Here is a 25,640-nt window from a genome sequence, read left to right as displayed (position 1 = left end):
TCTATGTACAAAAAAGGCTTCGACATAGAAACCATTGCAGATGCATTAGAAACAAAAATTGAATATGTAGAAAAAATCATCAAATCCAATACACAAGACAAGGTTTAGAAGCCTTGTTTTTCTTTTTAAAAATTTAACATTTTTTAGTCATTTTCATATTTTATTACGTATATATAATAAAGGAGGTATTAAAAAATGTATTATGAAAATGAAAAAGAATGGCTGAAGAAGATAGAAGAAGAAAGAAATGAGCTGGATCGAAACCAGAAAATTACGAATGCCAGACTGGAAGGTTATGAAAAAGGGATAAGTGATGGAGAGGCTCGTGGGAAAGCTGTTGGAGAAGCTAATAATTTAAATAAAAACATTCAATCTATGTACAAAAAAGGCTTTGATATAGAAACCATTGCAGATGCATTAGAAACAAAAATTGAATATGTAGAAAAAATCATTAAATCGAATATGTAAGACAAGTTATAAATAAGATGACCTCCCAGTAGACAGTAAAAAAATTATACTGACTACGAGAGGTTTTTATAATGGTACGAAAAGCCTTTATTTATTAATGTTAAATTGTGCCATTTAATTATAAATTGACTCAATTTTCAGTTTGTAAATTCAATTACACAATAAAATTTAAAACATCGTTGGATTATATGAGTCCCATGGAGTTCAGACAAAGTCAAGGGTTAGCTTAAAAAAACGGTTCAAGAATTTGTCCGTATCCCCTCTCACCTGGAACACTACAGAAATAATACGGATTCCATAACAACCAAATTATGGTGAATGGCATTAGTCATGGAAATTTAGTATCTGAGATCCTTTTAAAAACGAACAAAACCTAAGTTCTGTCCTTCAAAGACATCAAATTTTTTACGCTGTCTACTTGGCAGAGGCGGTTCATCTTTTGTGATTGACCTTTTACTAAATAAATAAAACATAAGAACAATATCTACTAAATAGGAATAAAACCTATTTCTTGTTCATAAATAAGGAATATGCCTTATTTTTTGTCTATAAATAGGATACACTTCACAATTTGTTGAACGGCTAGACCCCAATTTTATCTGTAAAACCCTAAAATGATTATTTATAGTTTTTCAATAAGACGTATTGCGAAAGATACCATAATAAACAAAGATTTATCGACTTATTTTACAAATTCAGCAAACTCATTCTGAAGTTTCATTTCAGGAACAGGAATTGTAAATTCAACTAAATGCTTTTGATTTAAATGTTTTATAGTTGTCCCTGTTTTAGATGAATTTACAAAATCAGCAAATATAGAGCCTTTAAATACATTTGATATATATTCTTTATTAAATCTTTTATCAGGACGAACAACAAAGATACCTCCAATTAATGTTGCTGGTTTTGGAAGTTTCTCAACAATTGCCCCTTTTCCAATTGAACCATCTTTTGTAATCAAAACATCATCATTTTTCAAAATAATATGAGAATCTATTTCATATCTTTCTTTAGTTACTTAGACACAAGTATTATAGTTTATTTTTCCATCCAAAAAATCACTACCAGTGATTAACATATATTCTCCACTTTGTAAGTGTTCTGATTTTGTTAAAGCTTGCCATCCTATTCTTGCATGTACTTCACAATAATCCCCTAGTCTAACACATTCTTTTGAATTTCCAAACATCTCGACAAATCGTGCTTTGACTAGTTCGCCCAACGTGTTAAATTCTTGATATCTAAATCTTATTATTTTTTCTAAAGATAACAATTCTTTGCTAATTATTTTTTGTTTTTCTAATTCAGGAAATTTAATTTCAATTTCAATAAGTTCCTTAGAGCGTATTCCACGTACAATACTTCCTGATGAATGTCTGAAAATTTCTTCTTGGGACGAGATTCGTTAAGGTGTATTTCTCCCGCAAATTTATATCTATAAAATCGATGAAACGGCTCATACATTCTCCAAAAATAAAACAATCCATAAGACTTCATCTTAATAGGAAAAATGAAATCTGATGGATTTTTTATAGCTATTTTATTTAGCTCATCTTCGAAATCTCTGAGCGGATGTGATAAAGAATCAAAAAGTCTTTACCGGTTCGTTTCAATACGCTGAATATGTTCCCAGCTTTTTCTGTGCCAATAGTTCATAGCTGTCGCTATTATTTTTATTACAATATTGAGCGGATGAAAAAATACTATCTCAAATATAGAAATCAGAAACAAAATCCATCGCTGTTTGCCGTTAATCGGTTCCACTTTATACCGATTAACAGCACTTACAAGAATTACCTGTATCCATATAACAATCAACGTATATAGGATAGCTGCCTGTATGGTGAATTGAAGATTCAAAATATCCAGTAAATTGGCTGCGATTAAAGTAACCACCCCAATGATTTCCAAAAACGGTGCAAGAAGTTCATACAAAATGAAAAATGTACCGGATGTGATTCCAGCCCATCCATAATTTTTATTTCCAAGCATATATTTATGAAATTTCAAACTTTGCAGCAGCCCGATATGCCAACGCCGCCTTTGATGATAGTAGTCTTTATATGTAAACGGCAGCTGCGTCATGCACTTTGCTTCCGGAACATATGCGATGTGATATTCTTTTCCCTGTGAAGCACAAAACGCATGGAGACGCATGGTCAGTTCCATGTCCTCTCCAATTGTATTTACTTGGTAGCCACCAACCCGTTTCACTAAATCAGTATCAAACATGGCAAACGCACCGGAGACAATAATATTCGCATTGATATGATCGAACATTATTCTTTGCATATAAAATGTCCGATAATATTCTAATATTTGGAAAACAACCAGTGCTTTCTTCAAAAAAGGAAGTTTTGGATAATTTTTCAAATTTTCACTGCCAACAGCACCTGCACAAACAATGGTTTTGGGATTCATCAAAAAGCAACTCATCATTATGCGGATGGAGCCTCGTTGAACTTTTGTATCAGCATCTAGCATAACGCAGTATGGGCTATGACAAATATTCAGTCCGCAGTTAAGCGCATCTGATTTTCCACCGTTTTCCTTATGTATAAGAACAAGCGTTTTTTTATCAAATACTTTTCGATATTGACGAAGAATCGGTTTTGTCTTCAATTCAGATTCAGACATAACAGGTTCTTCTATCAATCCGAATCTCTTTACTACAAGAGATTCGGTGTTATCATTTGAGCCATCATCTACTACAATAATTTCCAGATTCAGATAATCTTCCTCAAATAAAGCTTCGATTGTTTCTGTTATACAAGCCGCCTCGTTGTATGCGGGAATAATAACGCTAACCGGAATCCGTTTGGTAAATGCGATGGGAAATAGTTTTCGATTAAGCGTTTTATTTTTCTTATATTTTTCAAGGCGATAAATTGAGATACAGAGACTGATTCCCATTTGGAAAAGATAGATTACTGTATATACAAAAAACAAGACAAATAAAACACGTATCATATAAATCATCATCATCTTTTTATCCCGCCTTACACACAGCCTTTACAGGAATCTCTTCGGAAACGTTGTCTTCGCTTAATCCAATTGCTTTTACCCATATCTGTTCCAGCTTAGATTGCTTCCTGCATCCATTGACGAACTGGTTAATTGTGTCCGAATGAATTCCCATTTGAAACAGGTATCTCAGAATCAAGCAACGTGTCTGCACATCCTCTTTTACCAGAGAGTTAATTTTATTTTCCATAAGAGACTGCATATATTTTGACATTTTTTGTTGTTTATGCAATGTATATTGCGGACTGAGTTTTATGTAACATTCACAGATATAAGCGAACAGGAAATCGTCCTGTGCTAGCCTCATAATGAGGGATGCTTCTGCAGGTTCTTTTTTGGAACGAAAAAGGAAAAAATCACAAATTATTTTTTCCTTTTTCTCTGTCCTTTTTTCTCTATTCCTATCCAAAAGCAATTTAACACATAAACAAAGTAAACTATATCCACACAGAGTATACAATATAACCATATAAAAATTATTAATCACCATATCAGTCATCTCCAAACGCTTTTTGAAGCATATAGTATGATTTCTTTAACCGTTCATGAAACTGCGGTTTTTTCCAGCCTTTTAATTTATATGTACCGAAATCAGTCACACTTTCCTGATTGTCATAGTAGGCAGCCGCATAAATCTCCTCGATTTTCAAACCCTTGATATTAAAATCGTTTTTGTGATAATCATCAATTACCATACATTTAGAAGGGTCATAAAAATTCAGAAGCGACCACGGGATTCTAACCTCTACGATATCACCGTTGATGCAGTAATCTGCGTTGGAATCATAATTCTCACTGTTCGGATTAGCGTTCCCATGCTTTAACATCCCAACATTTTCAAGAGGCTTTTCATTCAAAAGGAAGTCATTTACACTGCCACTTGCTCTGGAAACAACATGAAATGTATGAGTATTATTTTTCAACGGCAGCATCAATTCCTCAGCTTTTTTATAAATATCGGTAACTGCCGCACTTTTGTTTTTGATTGCAATCGAATAAACAGCCAAATCCGAATCGTCATGAACTAATAGCTTACTGCCTTTTTCTGCATTGATTTGAATCAAAAAATCCACTGGAATGGCAAAGTCTAAGTTTTTTGTATAGGTTGTTCCTGCGTTTGGCAGAACATCTAGTGCAAGATTAATAGAATTGCCACTTTTAATATCAGATAACCCTTGCACCATAAAATAAATATATTTTTCATCCGATTTCATACTGAGTTTCGTATCATTATTTTCTAATACAACATCTTCTTTCGACCATTCTGAAATTTTTCCATCCGGATAGTTTTCAGTCTTACCATCTCCCGGCTCAAATGCAAGCAATCCGTAAAACTGCTCTATACTCTGTGCATTACTCCAGCTTGCTCTGCCATCCGGATTGGACAAACTTTTTTCATTCCATGAACGCTTAAACCATTCGTCCTGCCATGTGAATACCATCCCTCCAGCGCAGCCCGCTTTCTGAATATCCTCATACATCTCCAGCAAGGCAATACCTTGTTCGGTTTCGTTATTTCCACCCTGCGATAAATTTCTCCAAACATCTTTATATGCTGGGCTTCTGGAAGCAGGAACTCCGTATTCGGTAATAACAACCGGACATGAATGATGATCAACAAGCTCCATCAGATATTTCCGATAGGGATTTCGATTACCTTCGTCATCAATATACTCCGTATATTTTCCATACTGAAGGCTGGCAGGAAAGTAGGGATAAACATTATAAGAAGCGAACATCCCACTCTTCACCTTATCGGAAAGTTGTAGATTTTCAAGGTCAATAAAGGCTTCTGTATTTTCTGTAGCTGATGCAACTGATTGTTTGGGGGATACCTCATTTACCAGTGGATCTGTTTCCGGCCAGTTGGCAAAGGAGAGAAGTTTCTGGGTTCCGTAAGTTTCATCTTCATATTTTAAAAGATAATCTCCCCACTGAGAGAAGAAAATCTCGACGGCATTTGCCTCCTGCCTACTGGATATATAGGCTCCTTGATAAGGTGCAATCCCTTCATTAAAGCGACATACATAATCTACAAACATTTCGTCCCATTCCACGCCTAAAACATATCCTAATACGTAGTCGGAAACATCATTACTATAGTAACACATTTTCCCTGTGTCTGTATCAAACGTTATGTTTTCCCCATGTAATGCATCAACTGTCTTTTTTGTTTCTTGAAAGACTTTGTTTTTCTGCTTCGGATTCAGCAAATTTTCTTCCGAAAACATCAAATCCTCACTAAAATCTACACCTTGAACGAGATAAATTTTATTTTCATGAGTTTCATTATATTGGGCAAAGGCTTTATAAAACCATGGCGATTGTATTTTATAAACCCGGATCGTATTGGCATTCATTTCCCCGATCAGGTTGAACCATCGAGCATAGGTTTCCTCACTGATACCGAATTCATTTGGAAACAATCCAGGATAACCGGTTCCCATATTGACGCCTTTTATCTCAAAATCCGTCCAGCTTCCATCTTGCAGAATTTCTATTTTTTTCTGATTGGTTCTGAATATATTATCTTTTTCACTTTTATTTCCATCAAAACAATGAAATATCAAGCATATACAAATAATACACAAAACAGCTGTAATGACGCTGATTGTAAATCCTTTTTTCATGTTCTTCATCTTCGCTTACCTTACAATCGCTATATATTCTTTAAAATGTTCATCCATCCATTTGCCTCTTTCTATAACGAATGTTTTCATCTTTTCTATATCACCATAATATAGAGAATAATCTCCATCATACCATTTATCACAATTTCTAATCACTGCGCTGCCTAAGTACATACTGCTCTCGTCTATATATTTAAGCAGATATTCTTCCGATAAAAACGTCTTGCGAAGTTCTTCGTAGCGTTCATTGCACCGTTCAACAAATTCAGCATCGTGGCAAAGGTAGAAGTAATAAAATGTAGATTGCATATCTAATATATACGGAGAAATTTCCATTCCTGTAAAATTATTGAATGCACTGTCAAAATCCCATACTGGTCCCATACAAAATTTGCCTCCGACATTTTTATAAAGATAGGTAGAACGTCTTCCGGCATCATAGTTTTGAAAAAATTCATTGATAATATAATAATCTACAAAGCTGTCTAAATCGATGCACTGATTCACTTTTTCCCAATTATCGGAATACTCCGCATCATAAAGTGTTTTTTCAAATTGGAGTATCTCTTTTTGTATATATTGCAATGAGGAATCCGTAATCTTTTCCACATCAGGATATTCCAAATTGGCAGAATACACATCAACATCATCCGGTTTCAGATGATCGATCCTTGCATCATCAATCCGTTTATTCAGCTGCACAACAAAAGAGGTTTCCGTATATTTCGGATTGTAGGGTGTCAAGTCCAATCGTTCCTTCGACACCTTTGGTTTTTCTATCATGGTATACAGCCCCTGATATTCCAACTCACCGTCTACATTTGTCAGAAACACCTCGCAAAGTCGGCATTGAGGTGCATAATCCATAATTTCAGAAGAAATATTATACATCATGTAGTTACGAATTTGGGAATAGTCTATATAGCTTCCATTTAGTACCCAAGTGGTTTCCGCCGGCATACCGAAAAAAGTTGTTTCCTGCGGAATGCCGTCATCATCTACCGTTCGGATTGCATATTGTTTTTTGGGAAAATAACGTGAAGAATTTCCACGAACGTTAATCGCCATTCTGCCGATTTGCGTTGGGGCATCGTCTGAACGGTTTAAGTGATTGGTATTGTCAATCACAGCAAATTCACAGTATAATTCCTGATCGGTAGGCCTATCTGCACCCGGAATCACATTGCCATCCGCTTTTAAAACAATCAGCGGCAGATGGGAGGTCAGAACACCGTTGTCATCAAAACCGATGATTTCTTTATTTTCCACAGGGAAACTTTGATGCTGATGAACAACCAAGGTATCTACTTTAGGATAAAGGGGCAGGAGCGCAACTATCACACATGAAGTAAGCACCACACCAAGCATAAGCCATTTTCCTCTCATAACAGAATCTCTCCCTTATACACTTGCTTTATCTTCCTGTAAAACAAAGTTTGCACACTCAATTTTTTTGCAAGCATACAATTTTTTGAGAAAATCATCTGTTTTGGTCTTTTCAATTTTTTTCAATTCATAGATAAATTCTGCATATTCACTGGTTGTATTTTGAACTGAGATTCGGCTGTTTTTGAAATATTGGTAGGTAACCGATTTTACATATTCCATTGCATCAACTTCACAGCGAATAATTAAAATATATCTTCTTTCCTCTTTGACAGCTTTTGCAAGAATAAAGAATAAAAAGAGAATCATCGTGGTGGCAATCGCAATCACATACTGTGCAACTCCGCAGCAGATGCCAACCATAATACTCCAAAAGATGAACATGGCATCACGTGGGTCTTTGATAGCTGTACGAAAACGAATGATTGACAACGCACCAACCATACCCAAAGATAAAGCAATATTATTCGTGATAACTGCCATAATCGCTGTAGTGATGATCGCCATAGCAACCAGTGAAAGGTTAAAGTTACTGTTATAGGAAACCTTGCTTGATGTAAAATAGTATGCAATATAGATAGTAACCCCAATCACAAGTGCCATAAAAAGCTTAATGGCAACATCAAAAAAAGACACAGTACTTCCCGCTAAAAGATTTTCAACAATAAATTCATTCATTTCTACTCTCTCCCTATATCATGTATTTATAAAACATTCTTCCGTTAAAATATTTACTGAAAGATGTGGTGGATTTTTTTACTCCGGCTAACGCCTCTTTTATATATCCAAAAAGGAAGTTATTATATTTTACTTCCATAATCGTCTGATCTGACGAAAGAATTGGATAAGTCAGCAGTTTCTCTTGAAACAAATCAAAATTGCTCTCAGTAGCTCGTATATCGGTGTCAAATGTAATCCTCGTATGATTGCCGGGAGCACAGTAGGACACTCTTTTGTATTGTATAATCACTTTCGGTGCCATCCCCTGAGAAAGTTTTATGTAAAAATACATGGCCAGCGGATCATTACTTTGCAAAAGGACGTTGTAATTTCCGACACATAAATCTTCCAATGTTTTTCGATCAATCAACATACTGTCTTTTGTTTGGAATTCTCCATTCTTCCTTTTGCTTTCCAACTTTATGATATGGTCATTCGTTCCGTAAATCCTTGCCCGAATTTTTTCATGCTCTTGCAAGCCTTCTTCTTTTTCAGCGCAAGCTCGATCAGAAAAGGTATCAAAATAAAGCGATCGGATCTCATAGCCGTCTGCCGAAACGCAATGGAGGTCTTTCGGCATGACTGCGCCAATTCTCTTTTGTACAAGAACACGCTCTTGACTGTTTAATATAAATTTTTTCTCGGTTCTTTTTACCTGCACAATATTCTCTCCTCCTCATCTCGAATAAATTTCCTGCGGCATAAATTCCAAAATCTCCACCTCAAACATTGCCGGAAATTCAGTATCAGCATCCGGACTTCCGGGCCAGTTTCCTCCCACTGCAAGATTAAAAATGAAATATAAAGGTTCATCCGGAACATTATCCTGAATTGTATAGATTATTTCATCTCCCAGATACCAAACCATTTCTTCCTGCGTCCATTCAAATGTAATACGGTATGTTTCCGGTATTTTATCAACTGGAAAGGTATGTCTAAAAAAATCTCTTGATTTTTCACTTTTCTCCATGTAATGTAGCACTCCATAAAATATGTTGGGTTCATTCCCAATCAGTTCATAAATATCTACTTCCGGATAATCGGAATTGATATCGGATGGCAACATCCAAATTGCAGGAAACAATCCTACACCTTTCATAGTATTGATACAAAAAGAAAATCTTCCGTAACGAAAAGCAGATACGGATTCTGCTTTTCCGGAGAGATATGCCTCTCCCATTTTATCAGCAGTCATGCGAATATGCGTCTCGTCAATTTGTACCTGTGAAGAAATATATTGCTGAATCTCATTATTGGGTGATTTTAAAGCATCAACGGCAACAAACATCGCATCGTCTTCCGAGGTTTCCACAGCATCAGTAGAAACCTCAGAAAATTCTGTGTTGGACGGCTGTTCCATCACAATGACATCTTCATCCTCTAAACGGGATAGACTAGTTCCAATTAAGCAACCGGCAATCACGATAAATAAAACCCCGAATATTAAAATTATTTTGTTCATCCTTATCCCCCTTTTTTGGTTTTTGGTAAAATTTGCTTCTTTATGCTGTTAATCTATAACATTTTGAAGAGCAAGAAATATTGATATGGCGGTGCATAATAGTCTGAACAATAATCAAAAGGTGTACCTTCTGATAGCCACAAAAATTCATTATCGTTATACACGAAAAGCGGAAATAAATCAAGAGAATCAAGCATTTTGCTGCAAACTGCTTGGATTTATGGTTCCATCTCCACCCGCTCTGAGGCCATTATGTATTTGAGGAAATAATTGTCAAAAGGTACACATTCTGATAGCCACATTCCTATTATCCGGCCTTTTTGCTGTCCCGAAGCAGTCTGTACTCCCGCAATCTGCGGTAAAAAATTGAATTTCATTGTTATTTCTCCTTACTTGATGATTTTTGTCACTTTTTTGTCATTTTTTATAGATGTACCTGGATTTAATGGAATTAATATTTCTTTATTATTTAAATCACTATTAAATACTAGATATCATCAATTAGAATTAATTATCGTTCTTTATACTGCATACAGTGTGAAGATCCAAAACATCTATAACCATAACAAGTGGATTTAAAACAGTGGCAGCATTTCTTAGTATAGAATTCACATCTTCTTTTATCCCGTCTTGAATCATCTTTTGCGATATGCAAATATTCTGTATGCCGTGGTGTGCCTGTCATTTTAGCAACTGTCATATATTTAACCTTTCTTAAATTCTATTACTGCATAATTTTTGCAATAGTAGCAATTGCAGCACCTGCTACAATTCCAACAGTGAAAACTCCTAATTTTTTAATGTCCATTTCATTCAAATTGTTCATAAATTGGTTTAAATCTAAATTTTTTAACTGTTCCATATATTCTTTCCTCGTTTCTTTTTATGATTATATGATAATATCTGGAACATAGAAAATGAACGACACAAACTGCGAAAAACCAGTCTATATTTCGCTCATATTTACGAAAAAATAACCAAGGAACACAGTCCTTGGTTATTGGAGATAGATCCCATTTATATTGATTCCATATAATAGATCATTATTATTCGCAAAGCATTTAATTTTGTTAAGAAAGGTTTTAATATTTGTTAGTTTGTGTCCATTAATAGCTGATACAGAATTTATTATAAAGTGGACATGAACATTTTCTTCTTGTACTCCCAACACTCCATAATCAATTCTTTTTTTTGCATGTACAGCAGCTACATTTTGATATCCCATCTTTGCTATAAAAAATCCCACTTCATTCATAACATAACGTGCAAGGATTTTCTTTGTATCAAATTCTGTATATTTAGATGGATAAATACTTATGATAATGTGATAAAGCTGTTTTCCATCACACTTATTGAAATATTTTTTAACCCTATTCATAGATCTTATTGCAGAGTCTTTATCTAATATATTGGCTCCAAATATTTTATAATCAACCATATTTGGTTTATCGCATACGTAATAAACCATCCTTTTTAAATCATTTTTATCATTATAAGGTTTATTTACGCATTTAATAAATGACATTCTAAATCCTCCAATTCCTTTATTAATTCTTTTACTCCGCAAAAGTCAGCATCATCCAAGATACTATATATATTTAAAAATGACTGATATATATTTTTATGTATATCATTCTGTTCACATACAGTATTATAGTTTTGATTTTTTATACATTGTTGGATATGCAATAATATGTCTTCACTCATTGTAATACCTAATTGATCTGTATATTTCTTATATTTCTCTTTCATATTTTGATCAATTCTAACTTTAACAACTTCTTTTCTCATATTTACCTCCTGACAAAAACCATGCTAGAAACGATAAAATGTGGCCACACTATAATAAATAGCTACATTTTGTAATTTCTATTAACAATATGTTATGTATTTTTTATTTTTAAATTTATAAAAAAATTTGAGTTGCAAAAAAATTGGTGTAAATTTGGTGTAAATCTAAAAATTTGGTGTAAATTTTTTACGTTTAAAGTTTAATTGCATGTTAAATTTTCCTTATTTTTATAAAAACTCATTTTTTATAAAAGTGGAGAATTGTATATAAATAAATCAATATATTATATAAATCATCCCATTTTTATACTATTTTATTTAAAAAAGTGGGTAATAAAAAAAGATCATTGAAAAATCAATGATCTGTAAGTTTATAAAGATTTATACGGATATATAAACTATCTGTTCTTCATATGCGGGAACAGCAGGACTTCTCTGATTGTTCTTTGATCGGTCAACAACATCACAAAACGATCGATTCCAAGTCCCACTCCACCTGTTGGAGGCATACCATATTCCAATGCTTCTACATAGTCTACATCCACTTCATTGGCTTCATCGTCTCCTAAATTACGCAATTCCAATTGTTTTTCAAATCGTTCTCTTTGATCAATTGGATCGTTTAATTCAGAGAAGGCATTGGCATATTCATGTCCACAGATAAACAGTTCATAACGATCGGCAAATCTAGGATCCTGTTTATTTTTCTTAGCCAATGGACTGATGGATGTTGGATGTCCATATACAAATGTAGGTTGAATGATTTTTTCTTCTACATATTTTTCAAAGAATAAGTTAATAATATGTCCTACTGTATTTTGAATCTTTTCTACTTCAATTCCATGTTCATTGGCAATTTTCACTGCTTCTTCATAGCTCATATCCTGCCAGAAATCCACTCCACATGCTTCTTTAATGGCATCTACCATATGAATTCGTTTAAATGGAGCTTTTAAAGACAGCTGCTGTCCCTGATAAGTAATTTCAGTTGTACCCAATACTTCATTGGAAACAAAATCAAATAATCCTTCAATTAAATCCATCATTCCGCTCAAATCTGAATAAGCCACATAGGCTTCTACAGTTGTAAATTCAGGATTGTGTGTGGCATCCATTCCTTCATTTCTGAATAACCGTCCAATTTCATATACACCTTCTAAACCACCTACAATTAAACGTTTTAAAGGAAGTTCTGTGGCAATTCGTAAATAGAAAGGCATATCCAGTGTATTGTGATGCGTAATAAATGGACGAGCACTTGCTCCACCTAGAATTGGCTGTAATACTGGTGTTTCCACTTCAATCAATCCTTGTCCATCTAAATATTTCTGAATGGAACGAATGATTCTTGGTCGAGTAATCGCAAGATGTTTTGCTTCTGGATTCATAATCAGATCGACATAACGACGACGATATCTTTCTTCTACATCCGTTAATCCATGGAATTTTTCAGGTAATGGACGTAAAGCTTTTGATAAATGCGTATATACTTTTGCACGAACCGATAACTGTCCATGATCAGTTTTCATAATGGTTCCTTCGATTCCTACAATGTCACCAATGTCATTTTTCTTAAAGATTTCATACTGGTCTTCCCCAATTTCATCTTTACGAACGTAAATCTGGATCTGTCCATCAATGTCCTGAATGTGCATAAATCCAGCTTTTCCCTGTCTACGTTTGGTCATAATACGACCCGCAATCTTCACACTGGCACCCATTTCCTGTAATTCTTCTTTTGTATACGAATCATATTTTTCAATGATTTTACCAGAAGTAGCTGTTCGATCGTATCTCTGTCCAAAAGGATCGATTCCCATATCCTGCAAGTCTTGCATCTTTTTACGACGCACTTTTTCTTGTTCTGTTAATTTTATTTCTGCCATATTTTTCTCCTTTATTCAAATAAAAAAGGCATCCATCCATAGGGACGAATGCCGTGTTACCACCCTAATTTATCTTTTAAATCACTTTAAAAGACCTCTGTCACTGTCAACTAACAGTGCTTCCTTTAATGCAGGAATTACATACAGCTCCAAGTTTTTATTCGCTGAACCCTCACGATTCTTTACACCTTCCAGAATCTCTCTATGCATCCGTATTCAGTTACTCGTCCTCTTCATAGCCTTTGCCTTAGTATCGTAAACAATTCTTATCTATTTGTCAATATTACTTGTGGATTTCTAATAATTTATTCTTTAATTCCGCCTCAATACGAGCCAGTTCCATTTCTGCTTCCTGTCGTTTCTGTCGACCTTCGTCCTGAATCTTAACCACTTCATCCAAAGTTGAAATCAGCTGACTGTTTGTATGTTTTAGCGTTTCAATATCCACAATGCCTTTTTCACTTTCTCTAGCCACTTCTATAGTTGCCTGTTTTAAAGTATCCGCATTCTTTCTTAATAATGAATTTGTCATTTCATCCACGGCCTGCTGTGCTTTAATTGCCTGCTGGGAATGATGAAGACCTAAGGCAATGACCATTTGGGATTTCCATAAAAGAATCGTATTGACAATGGTAGACTGAATTTTTTCGGTCATCAATGTATCATTGTTCTGAACCAGACGAATCTGAGGTCCCATTTGTAAAGCTACATTTCTAGTCAGTTCCAAGTCATAAATTTTCTTTTCAAATCGTTCACACAAACCAGCCAGATCATTGGCTTTCTGAGAATCTTCTGCCAATCCAGAACGCTGTGCTTTTTCAATTAATACAGGAAGTTCATTCTCACGTACTTCTTTTAATTTTTTCTTACCAGCTAAAATATACATCGTCAATTCTTTAAAATTGGTCATATTTTTTTCATACAGCTGATCCAATAGTTCAATATCTTTCATCAGCTGAATCTGATGATCTTCCAAAGAATGTACAATTCGATCTACATTTTTTTCAGCTGCATCGTATTTTGATTTTAAAGCACTGGCTTTATTGGATTGTTTCTTAAAGAAAGCTGCAATCCCTTTCTGTTCTGTTTCAATCGCATCAAATCCTTTTAATTCAACAATCAGATCGGACAACATTTCACCGGTTTCCCCTAAATCTTTTGTCTTTACACTCTGCAATGTATTATCCGAAAAATTCGCAATCTTTCTTTGTGCTGCACTTCCATATTGTAAAACCACATTGGATTGTGTTAAATCAATCTGTTTCACAAATTCATCTACCTGTTTTTTCTGTTCTTCTGTTAAAATGTCTTCTTCTGAATATGAATTCTGTGGTATTTCTGGCATTTCCACTTTCTTTTCTTCTTCCACTTCTTCATTTAATGTTAATACGATTTTCTCTTCTGCCATAACCTATAACACCTGTTTTTCTGTTAATCCTTCCTGTTCAATCACTTTTTCCAAAACCGAAATATCTGTCATCAGATCCAAAGTTTCATTTTCAAATAAAGAATCATACAAAGACAAAAATGCTTTTTCAACCGTCTTTAATAACTCTTCAATTTTCTTTTTTGATTCAATAATCTGTGGAGTCTGTGCTACTTTTTCCATATCCACATATGAATTCAATACTTTATCAATAGTTGGTAAATAATACGTAATAAACTTTCTGATTTTCTTAACATCCGATGGATCGTTTCGTACTTCTTCTAATATCTGATTGGATACATGAATGATATTTCGTATATTTAAACGAACTTCATAATTCTGTACCTTTCTTCTTTTCTTTTCAAAAGAATCCATATATAAATTTCCAGTTGATAGAATTTCCTGCACACTCATATCTTCATATTGTACCGGCACTTCATATTCCACCAGTTTACCTCTGAATATTTTTGTGGATATAAAATAAATCAGCACACTTCCGATTCCTAAAGTAATCCATTCCCTTATACTGGTAAAATTCATCTGCATCAAATAGAAAGCTCCATAAATTCCTGTGGCAAAATAAGGTATTTTTGATGGAATTCTTTTTTTCTTCTTAATTACACTTGCCATATACATCCCCTAATTCAAAATCTGAAATTCTCAATTCCTGTAAATTTCCATTTTCCTTTACAATGCGTCCAGCCTGATGAAGTATGGCTTTTTCCACTAAATTTCGAGCCATTCTTCCATTTCCAGAACAATCTGTCTTTTCAAAATAAGCTTTTAAAACTTCATCGCATTCTTCATGCAGATAATAGTCTTTCTTTCTGGCAATGCTGTGACATATTTGTACAAGCTGTAAAGGTGTATAATCTTCAAAATGAACAACATTTGGAAAACGGGATTCCAATCCAGAATTGCTGGATAAAAACTCTTTCATTTCTTTTTCATATCCCGCTAAGATCACAATAAACTGGTCTTTATATTCTTCAATTCCTTTGACTAAAGTATCAATGCATTCTAGACCAAAGGCATCTTCTTTAGAACGATGTAAAGAATAGGCTTCATCAATGAATAATATACCACCCAATGCCGATTCAATTACGGATTGAGTCAATGGTGCAGTATGTCCGGCATATTTTCCAACCAGATCCTGTCGTGTCACTTCAATCAAATAGCCATTCTTTAAAACTCCCATAGCCTGCAGATAACGGGATAAAATTCTGGCAACGGTTGTTTTCCCTGTTCCTGGATTTCCTAAAAAAATCATATGTTTAGATATGGAATCCACTTTCAGTCCCTGTTTTTCTCTAAGTTTTTGAACCAGAATCAGATTCTCTAAAGACTTCACATATTCTTTTACGGAATCCAGACCAACAATTTCATCCAGTTCTTTCTGCATTTTTATCAATGCAGGATTTTCTTCTTCTGTTGTCTTTATTAAGAATTCATTATCCAATTTTAAATCTGTATCATAATGAATGTGACCCTCTTCTTTTTTAGAAAGTAAGATTTTCTGATTCAATATTTTAGAAATCCCATCCGTTGTATCTTTTAAACTGTACGCATTTCGTTTTGAATCATACTGTTTCTTATAATACTCTTTCAGACTTTCATCAAAAGTAAAACGATATTTTTTTCTTAATAGACTGATTTCATCTTCAATCAACAAATCAATAGCTGTTTCATCCAATGGTTTACATTCAATAAAATCATTTATAGATTCTATAAATTGTCTTCCCATCTTTTCCAGTATTTTTTCTTTGGATTCATTGGACAGATAAATTAGATACTTATATTTTACTTCTATTTTTGAAATTGCCTGGGATACAAAAGAAGAACTGGTTTCCTGTAATTGATTTTTATTCTGTATATATCTTTTATTTAAAGGATAAACACCTTCTTTAAAGAACTGATAGATTTTATTTCGAATAGAAGGATGAATCAGATCCAGATTTTCAAATGCGATTCCTTTTTTAGAAGAGCTGAATTGAAAAAGTAAATTCCACTTTGAAAGGCGCGAAGTTGAATTTAGTCTCCACGAATATCAACTTGCGTTTTCTCTTACAATAACGGATGATTTAGATACCAATGGATGATCCATACAGAAAGGAGTAATTTATATGTCATCATCCAATTCCAATAAGCACCTTACCCTGCAAGAAAGATCCATCATTGAAACTGGTATTCGTAATCGCTCAAGCAAAAAGGCTATTGCAGATACACTCGGTAAGGATAAATCAACTATTGGTAAAGAAATTCTATCTCACAGGCAGCTTACCAAGAAATGTAATCTTCCACTCGAATGTGCTGTTTATAAAACATGCAAGCACGGTCGGAACTGCACGTCGTCATGTCCTGATTTTGTTCCTTTCTATTGTAAGTACAGAGACAGGTCTCCAGGAGCATGTAATGGATGCCCTGACACTAAGAGCTGTCACTTTAACCATTTCATGTATAAACCGGATCTTGCACAGAAAGAGTATGAAGATTCTCTTTCCACTTCGCGTGAAGGTATTAACATTTCTGAAGATGAACTGATCAGGATCGGTAACATCATTGCCCCTTTAATCAAACAAGGACAATCTCCTTACGTTATTTGTCAGAACCATCCTGAAATCAATATCTCGCCCAAGACTATTTATAAATACATTGAAGACGGCACCTTCAGGAATGCAGGTATCGATGTAATCGGTCTTGATCTTCGCAGATTCGCTGGCCGTAAACCTTCAAAACGTAAAGATAAAAACGTCTACAAGCAGCGTCAGGACCGTAAACATCTTAATGGCAGACTCTATAAGGACTATATTTCTTACATTGAGGAAAATCCCAATGCCAATGTTGTAGAAATGGATACTGTTTACAATAACATCACCACAGGACCATTCATGCAAACCTTCAAATTCAAATCCTATTCCTTCATGGTAATCATTTATCATGAAACCAAGACAGCACAGGACATGTATGAAGGTATCTTGCTGCTTGAATCTATTCTTGGAGAAGAGCTATTCAACAAAGAGGTGGAAATTATTATCACAGATCGAGGCTCAGAATTTACAATGGCTGACGCTATAGAAGTCAGACCAGACGGAACACGACGTACACGGCTCTTCTATTGTGATCCGATGAGCAGCCATCAAAAGGGCAGTCTTGAAAACAATCACGAAGAGATACGTTATATCTGTCCTAAAGAAACCGATCTGTATGCGCTTGGGCTTACGGATCAGTCCAAGGCAAATCTTATCTCTTCACACATCAACTCTTTCCCAAAAGAAAATCTGAAAGGAAAGAGTCCATTCAGATATCTTGAATTCATGAATCCTGAATTGGCAAACAGATTCAGAGAATTCGGAATCATTGAAATTGAGCCAGATAAAGTCATTTTAAGACCGTATCTGCTTAAGTAATCAATGAGCTGATCATCCATTGGCAGACATTGATTTACCTAATAACTAAAGTGGAATTTAGTTATTCCAATTAAAAAAATTTCTAAATTTCACTTGTTTTCAGTGCGCCTTTTTTTCTATCAACTCTAAACATATTGTACCTTGTTCAGTAAATTCCACAACAAAAAACTGCAGTTTTCTTCTGAAAACCACAGTATTTGTAAGACTAAGTTCAACTTTGTTTTGAACACACTTCAAAGTGGAATTTACTTTTTCAATTCAGCCTTTTTTAGAAGATAAAATAGCCTGATACAGATCCTGTATTAAATTTTTTTCATCTTCACTATTTGTATACAAAGAACCATCGATCCATGTACTGCCAATCATTTTTTCAACCAGTGTATGTTTTCCACAACCTTGAGGTCCATATATACAGATGGTATTTAAAATCGAATCTGAATTTCCATTTACATTGGCACGATTGATTGCGACATTCATAGAATCAATTGATTCCTGCATGGAATACAATGGAATTTCTTTTTCTGGTAAAGAGAAATCTTTTTTCAGTTCTTTTTCAAACGATTCAATTTCTTTCTGAACCGTAATCATTTCTTCTAAACTCTTATTTACACTTCGATCTTTACCAAATACTCGTTTTTGAAGTTCTTCTATTTCCTGTTGTCTATTTTTTTTCATATGCATATTTATTTTATCATATTCACCTCCCTTTTTTATTAAAATCTGTTAAAATATAAACGGTGATAAACATGATAAAAATAATATTCAGTATAATTTTAGGTTATTTATTAGGGTCCATTCCTTTTGCCCTGGTCATTGGCAAAGTTTTTTATAAAACCGATATTCGACAAAGTGGTTCTGGTAATTTAGGAGGAACCAATGCCGGTCGTATTTTAGGAAAGAAAGCTGGTATAGCTGTTATTGTATGCGATGTTCTAAAAGTTGTATTGGCTTTTGGTCTAGCCAGTCTGGTATCGGAAGTCGCTGCCATCTTAACAGGATTGGCCTGCTGCATTGGACATTGTTACCCGATTTTTGCCAATTTCAAAGGCGGAAAGGCAGTCAGTACCATCTTTGGTTTTTTGTTAAGCTGTGCTATCTTTGTGTTTCAGGATCCATGGTATTTTGCCGGTCCATTTCTAATGTTCTTTCTGGTTTTATATTTATTTAAATATGTTTCTCTTGCCAGTATATGTGGAGCCCTCTATTCCAGTATCTTTATCACAAGTGAACAGTTTATTTTAAAAATGGAACCGATTATCATTATTATCTGTTCCTGGCTGATGACGCTTTTAGTCATTTATCGTCATAAAGAAAATATGAAACGAATTAAAGAGGGATGCGAAAATAAAATTTCCTGGATGTAATTTATATTTCACTTCTGTTTTATATAATTAAAGCAGGAGTTTTTTTATGTCGAATTATATATATTACGATTATATGACCAGTTCTGTGTGTAAAGTAAAAGAAGATGGCATTGAATCCATTTATTCCACTTCTTTACAATCTTATTTCAATCAACAATGTCTATTAAATGGATCCAGTTTAAAAGGAAGGCAAGCCAGTTACCAGCATTTCATTCCGCAAAAGAAATATTTGCCCATTCCCATATCCAAAGAGGAAATCTATTTTCCCAATGAAGCTACAAATCACAGTTCCTGCCTATACATCAATTATTTTGAAATCCAATCCATTGAATATAAAGAAAAAACATGTATCATCCATTTTAAAGACAATACATGTTTAACCTGTCAAAATCCAAAACGAATTCAATCTCTGATACAACGCATCCAAAGATATCTTCTTATTCTAAATCCATAGGATCTTCCAGACTGTTTTTTACCAGTATTTCTCTTGGTTTTGATCCTCGAGCCGGTCCTATGATTCCATTTTCTTCCAGTACATCCATTAAACGAGCTGCTCTTGAATATCCAATGGAGAATCGTCTTTGAATCAGGGAAGTACTGGCTTTCTGCGATTGAATCACAAAGCTTTTCACATCATTATAGATAGGATCGCTGCATTCCATATCAACCTGATTTCCCTGCATCTGCAAATCCTGCAAACCAATCAGTGTATCATCGTAATGCGGTTTGGCCTGTTCTTTGATGCACTGGGCAATGCGATTGACTTCCTCATCTTTAATAAAGACTCCCTGTACACGAATTGGCGTAGTCTGACCATTTGGAAGATAGAGCATATCTCCATTTCCTAATAGTTTTTCTGCTCCAGTCTGATCCAGTATTGTACGGGAATCCACACTGCTGGATACCGCAAAAGCAATACGGGAAGGAATATTGGCTTTGATGACACCGGTAATGACATCCACACTTGGTCGCTGGGTTGCTACAATCAGATGAATTCCAGCCGCTCTGGCCAGCTGTGTAATTCTTTGAATGCTGGCTTCCACTTCTTTGGCAGCCACCAGCATCAGATCGGCTAACTCATCAATAATGACCACGATCCATGGAAGTGGCTTTAAGGATTCTTCTGGATGCTCCATTAAATATGAATTATAAGCCTGAATGTTACGAACCCCTAATCGTCCAAACAATTCATAACGATCGTCCATCATTTTTACGACCACTTTTAGGGCGTTGTTTGCCAGATCTCCATCGGTTATTACCGGAGCCAGTAAATGAGGGACATCATTATATGGTGTAAATTCTACTTTTTTTGGATCAATTAAAATCAGTTTTACCTGATCCGGTCTTGTTCTTAATAATAGAGAACAGATAATGCTGTTAACACATACTGATTTTCCTGAACCTGTTGCTCCAGCAATCAGTAAATGCGGCATTTTATCCATTTTACCATATATATTTTCTCCCGATAAATCTTTTCCTAAACAGAACAACAATGACTTATCATTTAGAGAAGAAGGAATGGACATCATACATTCCATCATCTGCACACTGGTTTTAATTTCATTGGGAATTTCGATTCCCACTGCACTCTTTCCAGGAATGGGTGCTTCAATACGGATTTCTTTGGCCGCTAAAGCCATTTTAATATCATCCTGTAAATTGGCAATCTTTGATACACGAACTCCTAATTCCGGTTTCACTTCAAATTTTGTGACCGTTGGTCCTATATGAATATCGGATAAAGTCGCACTGACTCCAAACTGATTCAATATATTGATCAGTAAAGCTCCCTGTTCTTTCGCATTGGAAACATTTCCATCTTTACGGCTTCTTCGATTGTATGGAGAAAGTACCTGTTTTAAATTCGGAAGAACATAATTAGAATAATCTTCATCATACGAAACCACGATGTGTTTGACTTCTTTTTCTTCTTTCTTTTCTTCAAACGGTTTGATCACTTTTGGTTCCGGCACTTTAATATCTGTATCCGCTTCTAAAAAGATAGATTTTTTCTCTTCTTTTTTATCATAATCAAGAAAAATGGAAGTCTCTTTTCTCTTTACCGGTTCTTCTTTTTTTATAACTGGTTTTATTTTTACTGGTTTCTGTTTTGGCTGCTCCAAATATTCTCTGATCCAGCGAATCGATAAAAATCCAATTCCAATCAGATATAAAACAACTACAATAAAATAGGATCCATTAAAGTCCAGTAAAGATACAAATAAAGCCAGAAGTAAAGATCCAAAAAGTCCACTTAATGTTTTCGCATCTCCTTTTAATATATCCACAAACTGACTTAATACAACATTTAAACCATGTGTCGCATTGTTTCCTTTAAATTCGATCAATCCCAGTAATAAAGAAGTCGCACAAAGGATACAAAGAATCCCAATCCAGTACTGATTTTCAAATAAATCTTTTATATCTTTGAAGATAGCCCATCCACAAATAAATATAAAAAGAATCAGTAAAGGAATACTCAAAGTTCCAAATACAAAACAAACAATATTGTATAATGTCTGTCCTACAATTCCAAATCGACAGATAGCGATAATAGATAAAACAATGAAACAAACAAATAACAGGATTTGTCCCATATTTGTTTGTTGCGTTTTTTTATTCTTTTTTGCGGGAGTCTTCTTTTTTCTGGCTTTTGCCACATTCATCACCCCTTACTGCTGTGTATTAATTTCTAATATTACACTTAAAATCATTGGTTTTTTTCCAATTTTATTGGATAAATATTTCGCAACCTTATCACGAATTTCATTTCGTGTATCCAGGTTGTTATACGTTTTATTTTTCACTGCTTCTTCGATGGTCTGTTCCATAATTTTAGAAACATCTGTATTTAAATAATCGGCATCCTTTAAATAAACTAAACCACGTGTCTGAACATCCGGTCCATTAATGATTTTTTTAGTCTCACTGTCAATTCCAATGGCCAGAATCATAACTCCATCAGTGGATAAGATTTCTCGATCTTTTAAAACCACACCAGCCATATCCCAGCCTTCTTTTCCATCAATCAGATTGTCATGAAGTTCCATTTCCATGGCACAGGACTTTAATTTTTTATTTTCAAAGGTTGCGACCTGTCCATTATCCAGAATAATGATCTGACTTGGTGAAAAATCCATATCTAGTGCAACATTGGCATTCATAACCAGTTTTCGGTATTCCCCTTTTACTGGAATATAGTATTTAGGCCGTGTCGCAAAAATCATCATTTTCAGATCTTCCTGACTTGGATGTACACTTCTTATGACCTTATCCAGCTGTATGACTTCGCCACCTTCTTTATAGATGTCATTTTCCATCTGTTTAAATTCTCTTTCTACCCCTGGTAATACCGGTGTAGCCAGAACAATGACATCCTCGCTGGTAAAGTCAATATCATCCACTTCATTATTACAGATGTTGCTTAGAAGATTGGTTACCGCTTTTCCGGTTCCACCAATCAGGACCACCACATTGGAAATATGATCAATCTGGTTTACGTCCACCAGTACAGAAGATGGAATGGTATATCCAATGTCTTCTAAATCTTTGATCAAAGAGCGAAGTTCTTCGGTATATAATAAGATCTTTCGATTAAAGCTGATGCATGTATCAATCAGTTCCTGAATCCGGAATACACTTTGTGTATATACGGATACAAAGATTCGTTTGTTTTCATATTTTTCCAGTATATTGGCAAAATGAGGCGCAATTCGATGATAAGGTGCGGTATGCCCTGTGCAATCGGCTCCTTTTGAATCCTGCATCAGAACAAGTACGCCTTCGTTTCGAAACTGAGCCGGTGTAGTAAAATCTCCACGGTACGCATCCGATAAAGATGTATAGTCTTCAATAAATTCACCCGAATAAACGATGAATCCCTGGCTGGTACTGATCGCAATTCCAAAAGCTTCTGGTACCGAATGAGTAATTGGGAAAAATATGACTTTATGTTTTCCAATACGTTTCTGATCGTGTCTTTTTACTTCATGAATCTGAATGTCTCTGATATTTTCTTCTTTCATCACACGTCTTATACATTTCGCGGTTAATGGAGAAGAATAAATATCGGCTTTTATTTGTTTGCACAAATAAGGCAAAGCTCCCATTACATCATCATGTGCATGTGTAATTATGATTCCAGCAATTCGATTTTTATTTTCAATTAAATACGTAAAATCAGGAACGATATATTCAATTCCTAACGATTCTTTCTCATCTGGAAATTTAATTCCCGCTTCAATGATATAAATCTGATTTCCTACTTCAACACAATACATGTTTTTTCCATCTTCGTCTAAACCACCAAGAGAGAAAATTCGTATTTTTTCATGTAATGCTGATATATTTGGCATACATTCACCTCTTTCTTATTATTATTCTATCGCATGCCCATCCAAAGAAAATGTTTTCGCATCATCAATATAAACCTGTACAAAATCCCCTGTCTGAATATGATTTCCGGTAAAATTGACAAGTTTGTTGGTATCCGTATAGCCTGAATACACCGTATGATTTTTCTTGCTCCATCCATCCACTAATACCGTTACGGTTTTTCCAATATAGGCTTTATTTCTTTCAAGCGCATACTGATTCCATGTTTTATTCAACAAAGCTAAACGTTTTTTCTTTGTTTCTAAAGAGATTGGATCTTCCATTCGACTGGCTGGTGTACCAGGACGAGGTGAGAATATAAAAGTAAAGGCATTATCAAATTTACAATATTTCACAACATCCAAAGTATGTTCAAACTGCTGATCGGATTCATTTGGGAATCCAACAATGATATCGGTACTGACCGCGACGTTTGGAATTCTTTCAATAATTTTATTATACAACGTAATATATTCTTCCTGTGTATAACGTCTACCCATTAATTTTAAGATATCGCTATCCCCTGATTGTAAAGGAAGATGAATAAATGGCATGATATTCTCATATTTTCCAATCACATCCAGCATTTCATCGCTAAAGTCCCAAGGATGGCTTGTCGTAAATCGTATACGAGGAATGCCAATCTTTGCACATTCTTCCAGTAATGTCGCAAAATCATAGGAATCATCAATGTCTTTTCCATACGCATTGACATTCTGCCCCAGCAATGTGATTTCTTTATATCCCTGTTCTTTCAATTCTCTTACTTCTTTTAAGATTTCATCCATATAGCGAGAACGCTGTTTTCCTCGTGTATAAGGAACAATGCAGTAAGTACAGAATTTATCACATCCATACATGATATTTACCCATGCCTTGTGTTTACCAAAACGATGCACCGGTAAATTTTCATAAACTTCTCCTTCACGAGAATAAATACGGACTACACGTTTCTTTTCATAAATAACCGAATATAACATTTCTGGAAGCTGATGAATATTATGTGTTCCAAAAAGTAGACGGACCTGTGGATATTTCTCAAGCAAACGTTCCACAAAGCCTTCTTCCTGAGCCATGCATCCACACACACCGATCACCAGATCTGGATTTTCACGATACAATCGTTTAAAATTGCCAATTTCTCCCAATACTTTTTCCATGGCATTGTCACGAATCGCACATGTATTGATTAAAATCACGTCTGCTTTTTCCACATCTTCAACCTTTGTGAATCCCATCGAATCCATAATTCCTGCCAATGTTTCCGAATCTCTTTCATTAGCCTGACAGCCATATGTGGAAATAAAATATAAACGATTGACTCCAATTGAACGAGCGTTTTCTGGTACAACATAGGAATCGATTCGTTCAATTTGTTTTTTTGTACGTTTTTGTGCTTCTTTTAAATCTGGTAAGATCCATTCTGGTCTTTTTTTCATTTCTACCTCCAAAAAAAAGCCAAGCATAAAGCTTGGCATCTATATTTATATTATTGAGTAATTGCGCTAACTGGACAAGTTCCTACACATGAACCACAATCAATGCAAGTATCTCCGTCACATACAGAGTATCCTTCATCACTTAGTGATAATGCACCAACTGGACATCCACCTACACAAGCACCACAACCGATGCAAGCATCTTTATCAATAATAACCATTTTAATTTCCTCCTTTGAATTCTAAAATAAGTATAGACTTTT

24 protein-coding genes are annotated in these 25,640 nt (G+C 34.8%); 4 read left to right on the top strand and 20 right to left on the bottom strand.

Annotated elements, in window-relative coordinates; translation table 11 throughout:
• Positions 1-195: 195 nt before the first annotated feature.
• Positions 196-468 carry a hypothetical protein gene (locus tag FYJ50_RS08185; protein WP_154460900.1) on the top strand — a complete coding sequence of 91 codons (273 nt, stop codon included), beginning with the start codon at positions 196-198 and terminating at the stop codon, positions 466-468.
• A gap of 682 nt (positions 469-1,150) precedes the next feature.
• Here the strand turns inward: FYJ50_RS08185 and FYJ50_RS08180 are convergent.
• The 15 genes from FYJ50_RS08180 to FYJ50_RS08105 all read right to left on the bottom strand — a co-directional run bounded on the left by FYJ50_RS08180 (position 1,151) and on the right by FYJ50_RS08105 (position 16,537).
• The gene (locus FYJ50_RS08180) at positions 1,151-1,447 is read right to left on the bottom strand and encodes a restriction endonuclease subunit S (RefSeq protein WP_154460898.1); all 297 of its coding nucleotides are present in this window, start codon (positions 1,445-1,447) and stop codon (positions 1,151-1,153) included.
• Positions 1,448-2,064: 617 nt separating this feature from the next.
• Positions 2,065-3,438: a glycosyltransferase family 2 protein gene (locus FYJ50_RS08170; protein WP_205946484.1), complete on the bottom strand. Its 1,374-nt coding sequence runs from the start codon at positions 3,436-3,438 to the stop codon at positions 2,065-2,067.
• A 19-nt stretch (positions 3,439-3,457) separates the two neighbouring features.
• Positions 3,458-3,706, bottom strand: coding sequence for a hypothetical protein (locus FYJ50_RS08165; RefSeq protein ID WP_154460892.1), 249 nt, complete (start codon positions 3,704-3,706; stop codon positions 3,458-3,460).
• A 277-nt stretch (positions 3,707-3,983) separates the two neighbouring features.
• On the bottom strand, positions 3,984-6,122 hold the full coding sequence (locus FYJ50_RS08160) for a hypothetical protein (protein WP_154460890.1): 2,139 nt from the start codon (positions 6,120-6,122) through the stop codon (positions 3,984-3,986).
• A 15-nt stretch (positions 6,123-6,137) separates the two neighbouring features.
• A complete protein-coding gene (locus FYJ50_RS08155; protein WP_154460888.1) occupies positions 6,138-7,508 on the bottom strand; it encodes a CotH kinase family protein in 1,371 nt (456 codons plus the stop codon).
• Positions 7,509-7,523: 15 nt separating this feature from the next.
• Positions 7,524-8,186, bottom strand: coding sequence for a DUF4956 domain-containing protein (locus tag FYJ50_RS08150; RefSeq protein WP_154460886.1), 663 nt, complete (start codon positions 8,184-8,186; stop codon positions 7,524-7,526).
• A 13-nt stretch (positions 8,187-8,199) separates the two neighbouring features.
• Complete coding sequence (locus FYJ50_RS08145; protein ID WP_154460884.1) at positions 8,200-8,889, bottom strand: VTC domain-containing protein; 690 nt, start codon at positions 8,887-8,889, stop codon at positions 8,200-8,202.
• Positions 8,890-8,904: 15 nt separating this feature from the next.
• Positions 8,905-9,690: a glycoside hydrolase family 16 protein gene (locus FYJ50_RS08140; RefSeq protein ID WP_154460882.1), complete on the bottom strand. Its 786-nt coding sequence runs from the start codon at positions 9,688-9,690 to the stop codon at positions 8,905-8,907.
• A 724-nt stretch (positions 9,691-10,414) separates the two neighbouring features.
• The gene (locus FYJ50_RS08135) at positions 10,415-10,552 is read right to left on the bottom strand and encodes a hypothetical protein (RefSeq protein WP_154460880.1); all 138 of its coding nucleotides are present in this window, start codon (positions 10,550-10,552) and stop codon (positions 10,415-10,417) included.
• Between the two features lie 135 nt (positions 10,553-10,687).
• Complete coding sequence (locus FYJ50_RS08130) at positions 10,688-11,215, bottom strand: relaxase/mobilization nuclease domain-containing protein (protein WP_154460878.1); 528 nt, start codon at positions 11,213-11,215, stop codon at positions 10,688-10,690.
• Positions 11,194-11,481, bottom strand: a complete 288-nt coding sequence (locus FYJ50_RS08125; RefSeq protein WP_154460876.1) for a type II toxin-antitoxin system RelB/DinJ family antitoxin — start codon at positions 11,479-11,481, stop codon at positions 11,194-11,196. Before FYJ50_RS08125 ends, FYJ50_RS08130 begins: the two co-directional genes overlap by 22 nt.
• 398 nt (positions 11,482-11,879) lie before the next feature.
• Positions 11,880-13,367, bottom strand: coding sequence for a lysine--tRNA ligase (gene lysS / locus FYJ50_RS08120; protein WP_154460874.1), 1,488 nt, complete (start codon positions 13,365-13,367; stop codon positions 11,880-11,882).
• Between the two features lie 283 nt (positions 13,368-13,650).
• Positions 13,651-14,775, bottom strand: coding sequence for a toxic anion resistance protein (locus FYJ50_RS08115; RefSeq protein WP_154460872.1), 1,125 nt, complete (start codon positions 14,773-14,775; stop codon positions 13,651-13,653).
• A gap of 3 nt (positions 14,776-14,778) precedes the next feature.
• Positions 14,779-15,423: a 5-bromo-4-chloroindolyl phosphate hydrolysis family protein gene (locus FYJ50_RS08110; RefSeq protein WP_205946483.1), complete on the bottom strand. Its 645-nt coding sequence runs from the start codon at positions 15,421-15,423 to the stop codon at positions 14,779-14,781.
• Positions 15,407-16,537, bottom strand: a complete 1,131-nt coding sequence (locus FYJ50_RS08105; RefSeq protein ID WP_154460868.1) for an AAA family ATPase — start codon at positions 16,535-16,537, stop codon at positions 15,407-15,409. The genes FYJ50_RS08110 and FYJ50_RS08105 overlap by 17 nt, the downstream gene beginning before the upstream one ends.
• 379 nt (positions 16,538-16,916) lie before the next feature.
• Between FYJ50_RS08105 and FYJ50_RS08100 the strand changes: the two genes are divergently transcribed.
• A complete protein-coding gene (locus tag FYJ50_RS08100; protein ID WP_154460866.1) occupies positions 16,917-18,200 on the top strand; it encodes a helix-turn-helix domain-containing protein in 1,284 nt (427 codons plus the stop codon).
• 258 nt (positions 18,201-18,458) lie between these two features.
• Here the strand turns inward: FYJ50_RS08100 and FYJ50_RS08095 are convergent, their stop codons facing one another.
• A complete protein-coding gene (locus FYJ50_RS08095) occupies positions 18,459-18,875 on the bottom strand; it encodes a hypothetical protein (RefSeq protein ID WP_154460864.1) in 417 nt (138 codons plus the stop codon).
• Positions 18,876-18,946: 71 nt separating this feature from the next.
• On the opposite strand from FYJ50_RS08095, the gene plsY reads away from it, so the two are divergent.
• Together plsY and FYJ50_RS08085 are read left to right on the top strand one after the other, a co-directional pair.
• Positions 18,947-19,564 carry a glycerol-3-phosphate 1-O-acyltransferase PlsY gene (plsY, locus tag FYJ50_RS08090; RefSeq protein ID WP_154460862.1) on the top strand — a complete coding sequence of 206 codons (618 nt, stop codon included), beginning with the start codon at positions 18,947-18,949 and terminating at the stop codon, positions 19,562-19,564.
• A 46-nt stretch (positions 19,565-19,610) separates the two neighbouring features.
• Positions 19,611-20,018 (top strand): competence protein ComK, encoded by a 408-nt coding sequence (locus tag FYJ50_RS08085; protein WP_154460860.1) that lies wholly within the window; start codon positions 19,611-19,613, stop codon positions 20,016-20,018.
• Here the strand turns inward: FYJ50_RS08085 and FYJ50_RS08080 are convergent.
• The 4 genes from FYJ50_RS08080 to FYJ50_RS08065 are packed head-to-tail and all read right to left on the bottom strand — an operon-like array spanning position 20,002 to position 25,598.
• Positions 20,002-22,224: a DNA translocase FtsK gene (locus FYJ50_RS08080; RefSeq protein WP_338083008.1), complete on the bottom strand. Its 2,223-nt coding sequence runs from the start codon at positions 22,222-22,224 to the stop codon at positions 20,002-20,004. The genes FYJ50_RS08085 and FYJ50_RS08080 overlap by 17 nt on opposite strands.
• A 12-nt stretch (positions 22,225-22,236) precedes the next feature.
• Positions 22,237-23,919 carry a ribonuclease J gene (locus FYJ50_RS08075; RefSeq protein WP_154460856.1) on the bottom strand — a complete coding sequence of 561 codons (1,683 nt, stop codon included), beginning with the start codon at positions 23,917-23,919 and terminating at the stop codon, positions 22,237-22,239.
• 21 nt (positions 23,920-23,940) lie between these two features.
• The gene (miaB, locus tag FYJ50_RS08070; protein WP_154460854.1) at positions 23,941-25,377 is read right to left on the bottom strand and encodes a tRNA (N6-isopentenyl adenosine(37)-C2)-methylthiotransferase MiaB; all 1,437 of its coding nucleotides are present in this window, start codon (positions 25,375-25,377) and stop codon (positions 23,941-23,943) included.
• Positions 25,378-25,427: 50 nt separating this feature from the next.
• Entirely contained in the window at positions 25,428-25,598 is a 171-nt protein-coding gene (locus FYJ50_RS08065; RefSeq protein WP_154460852.1) for a DUF362 domain-containing protein, read from the bottom strand.
• Positions 25,599-25,640 lie beyond the last annotated feature (42 nt).

Origin of the sequence: Floccifex porci, assembly GCF_009696175.1 — a bacterium.
In the GTDB taxonomy this organism is placed as follows: domain Bacteria; phylum Bacillota_I; class Bacilli_A; order Erysipelotrichales; family Erysipelotrichaceae; genus Floccifex; species Floccifex porci.
Note: the sequence above shows the minus strand (reverse complement) of the source record. Positions and strands in the feature narration are given on the sequence as shown.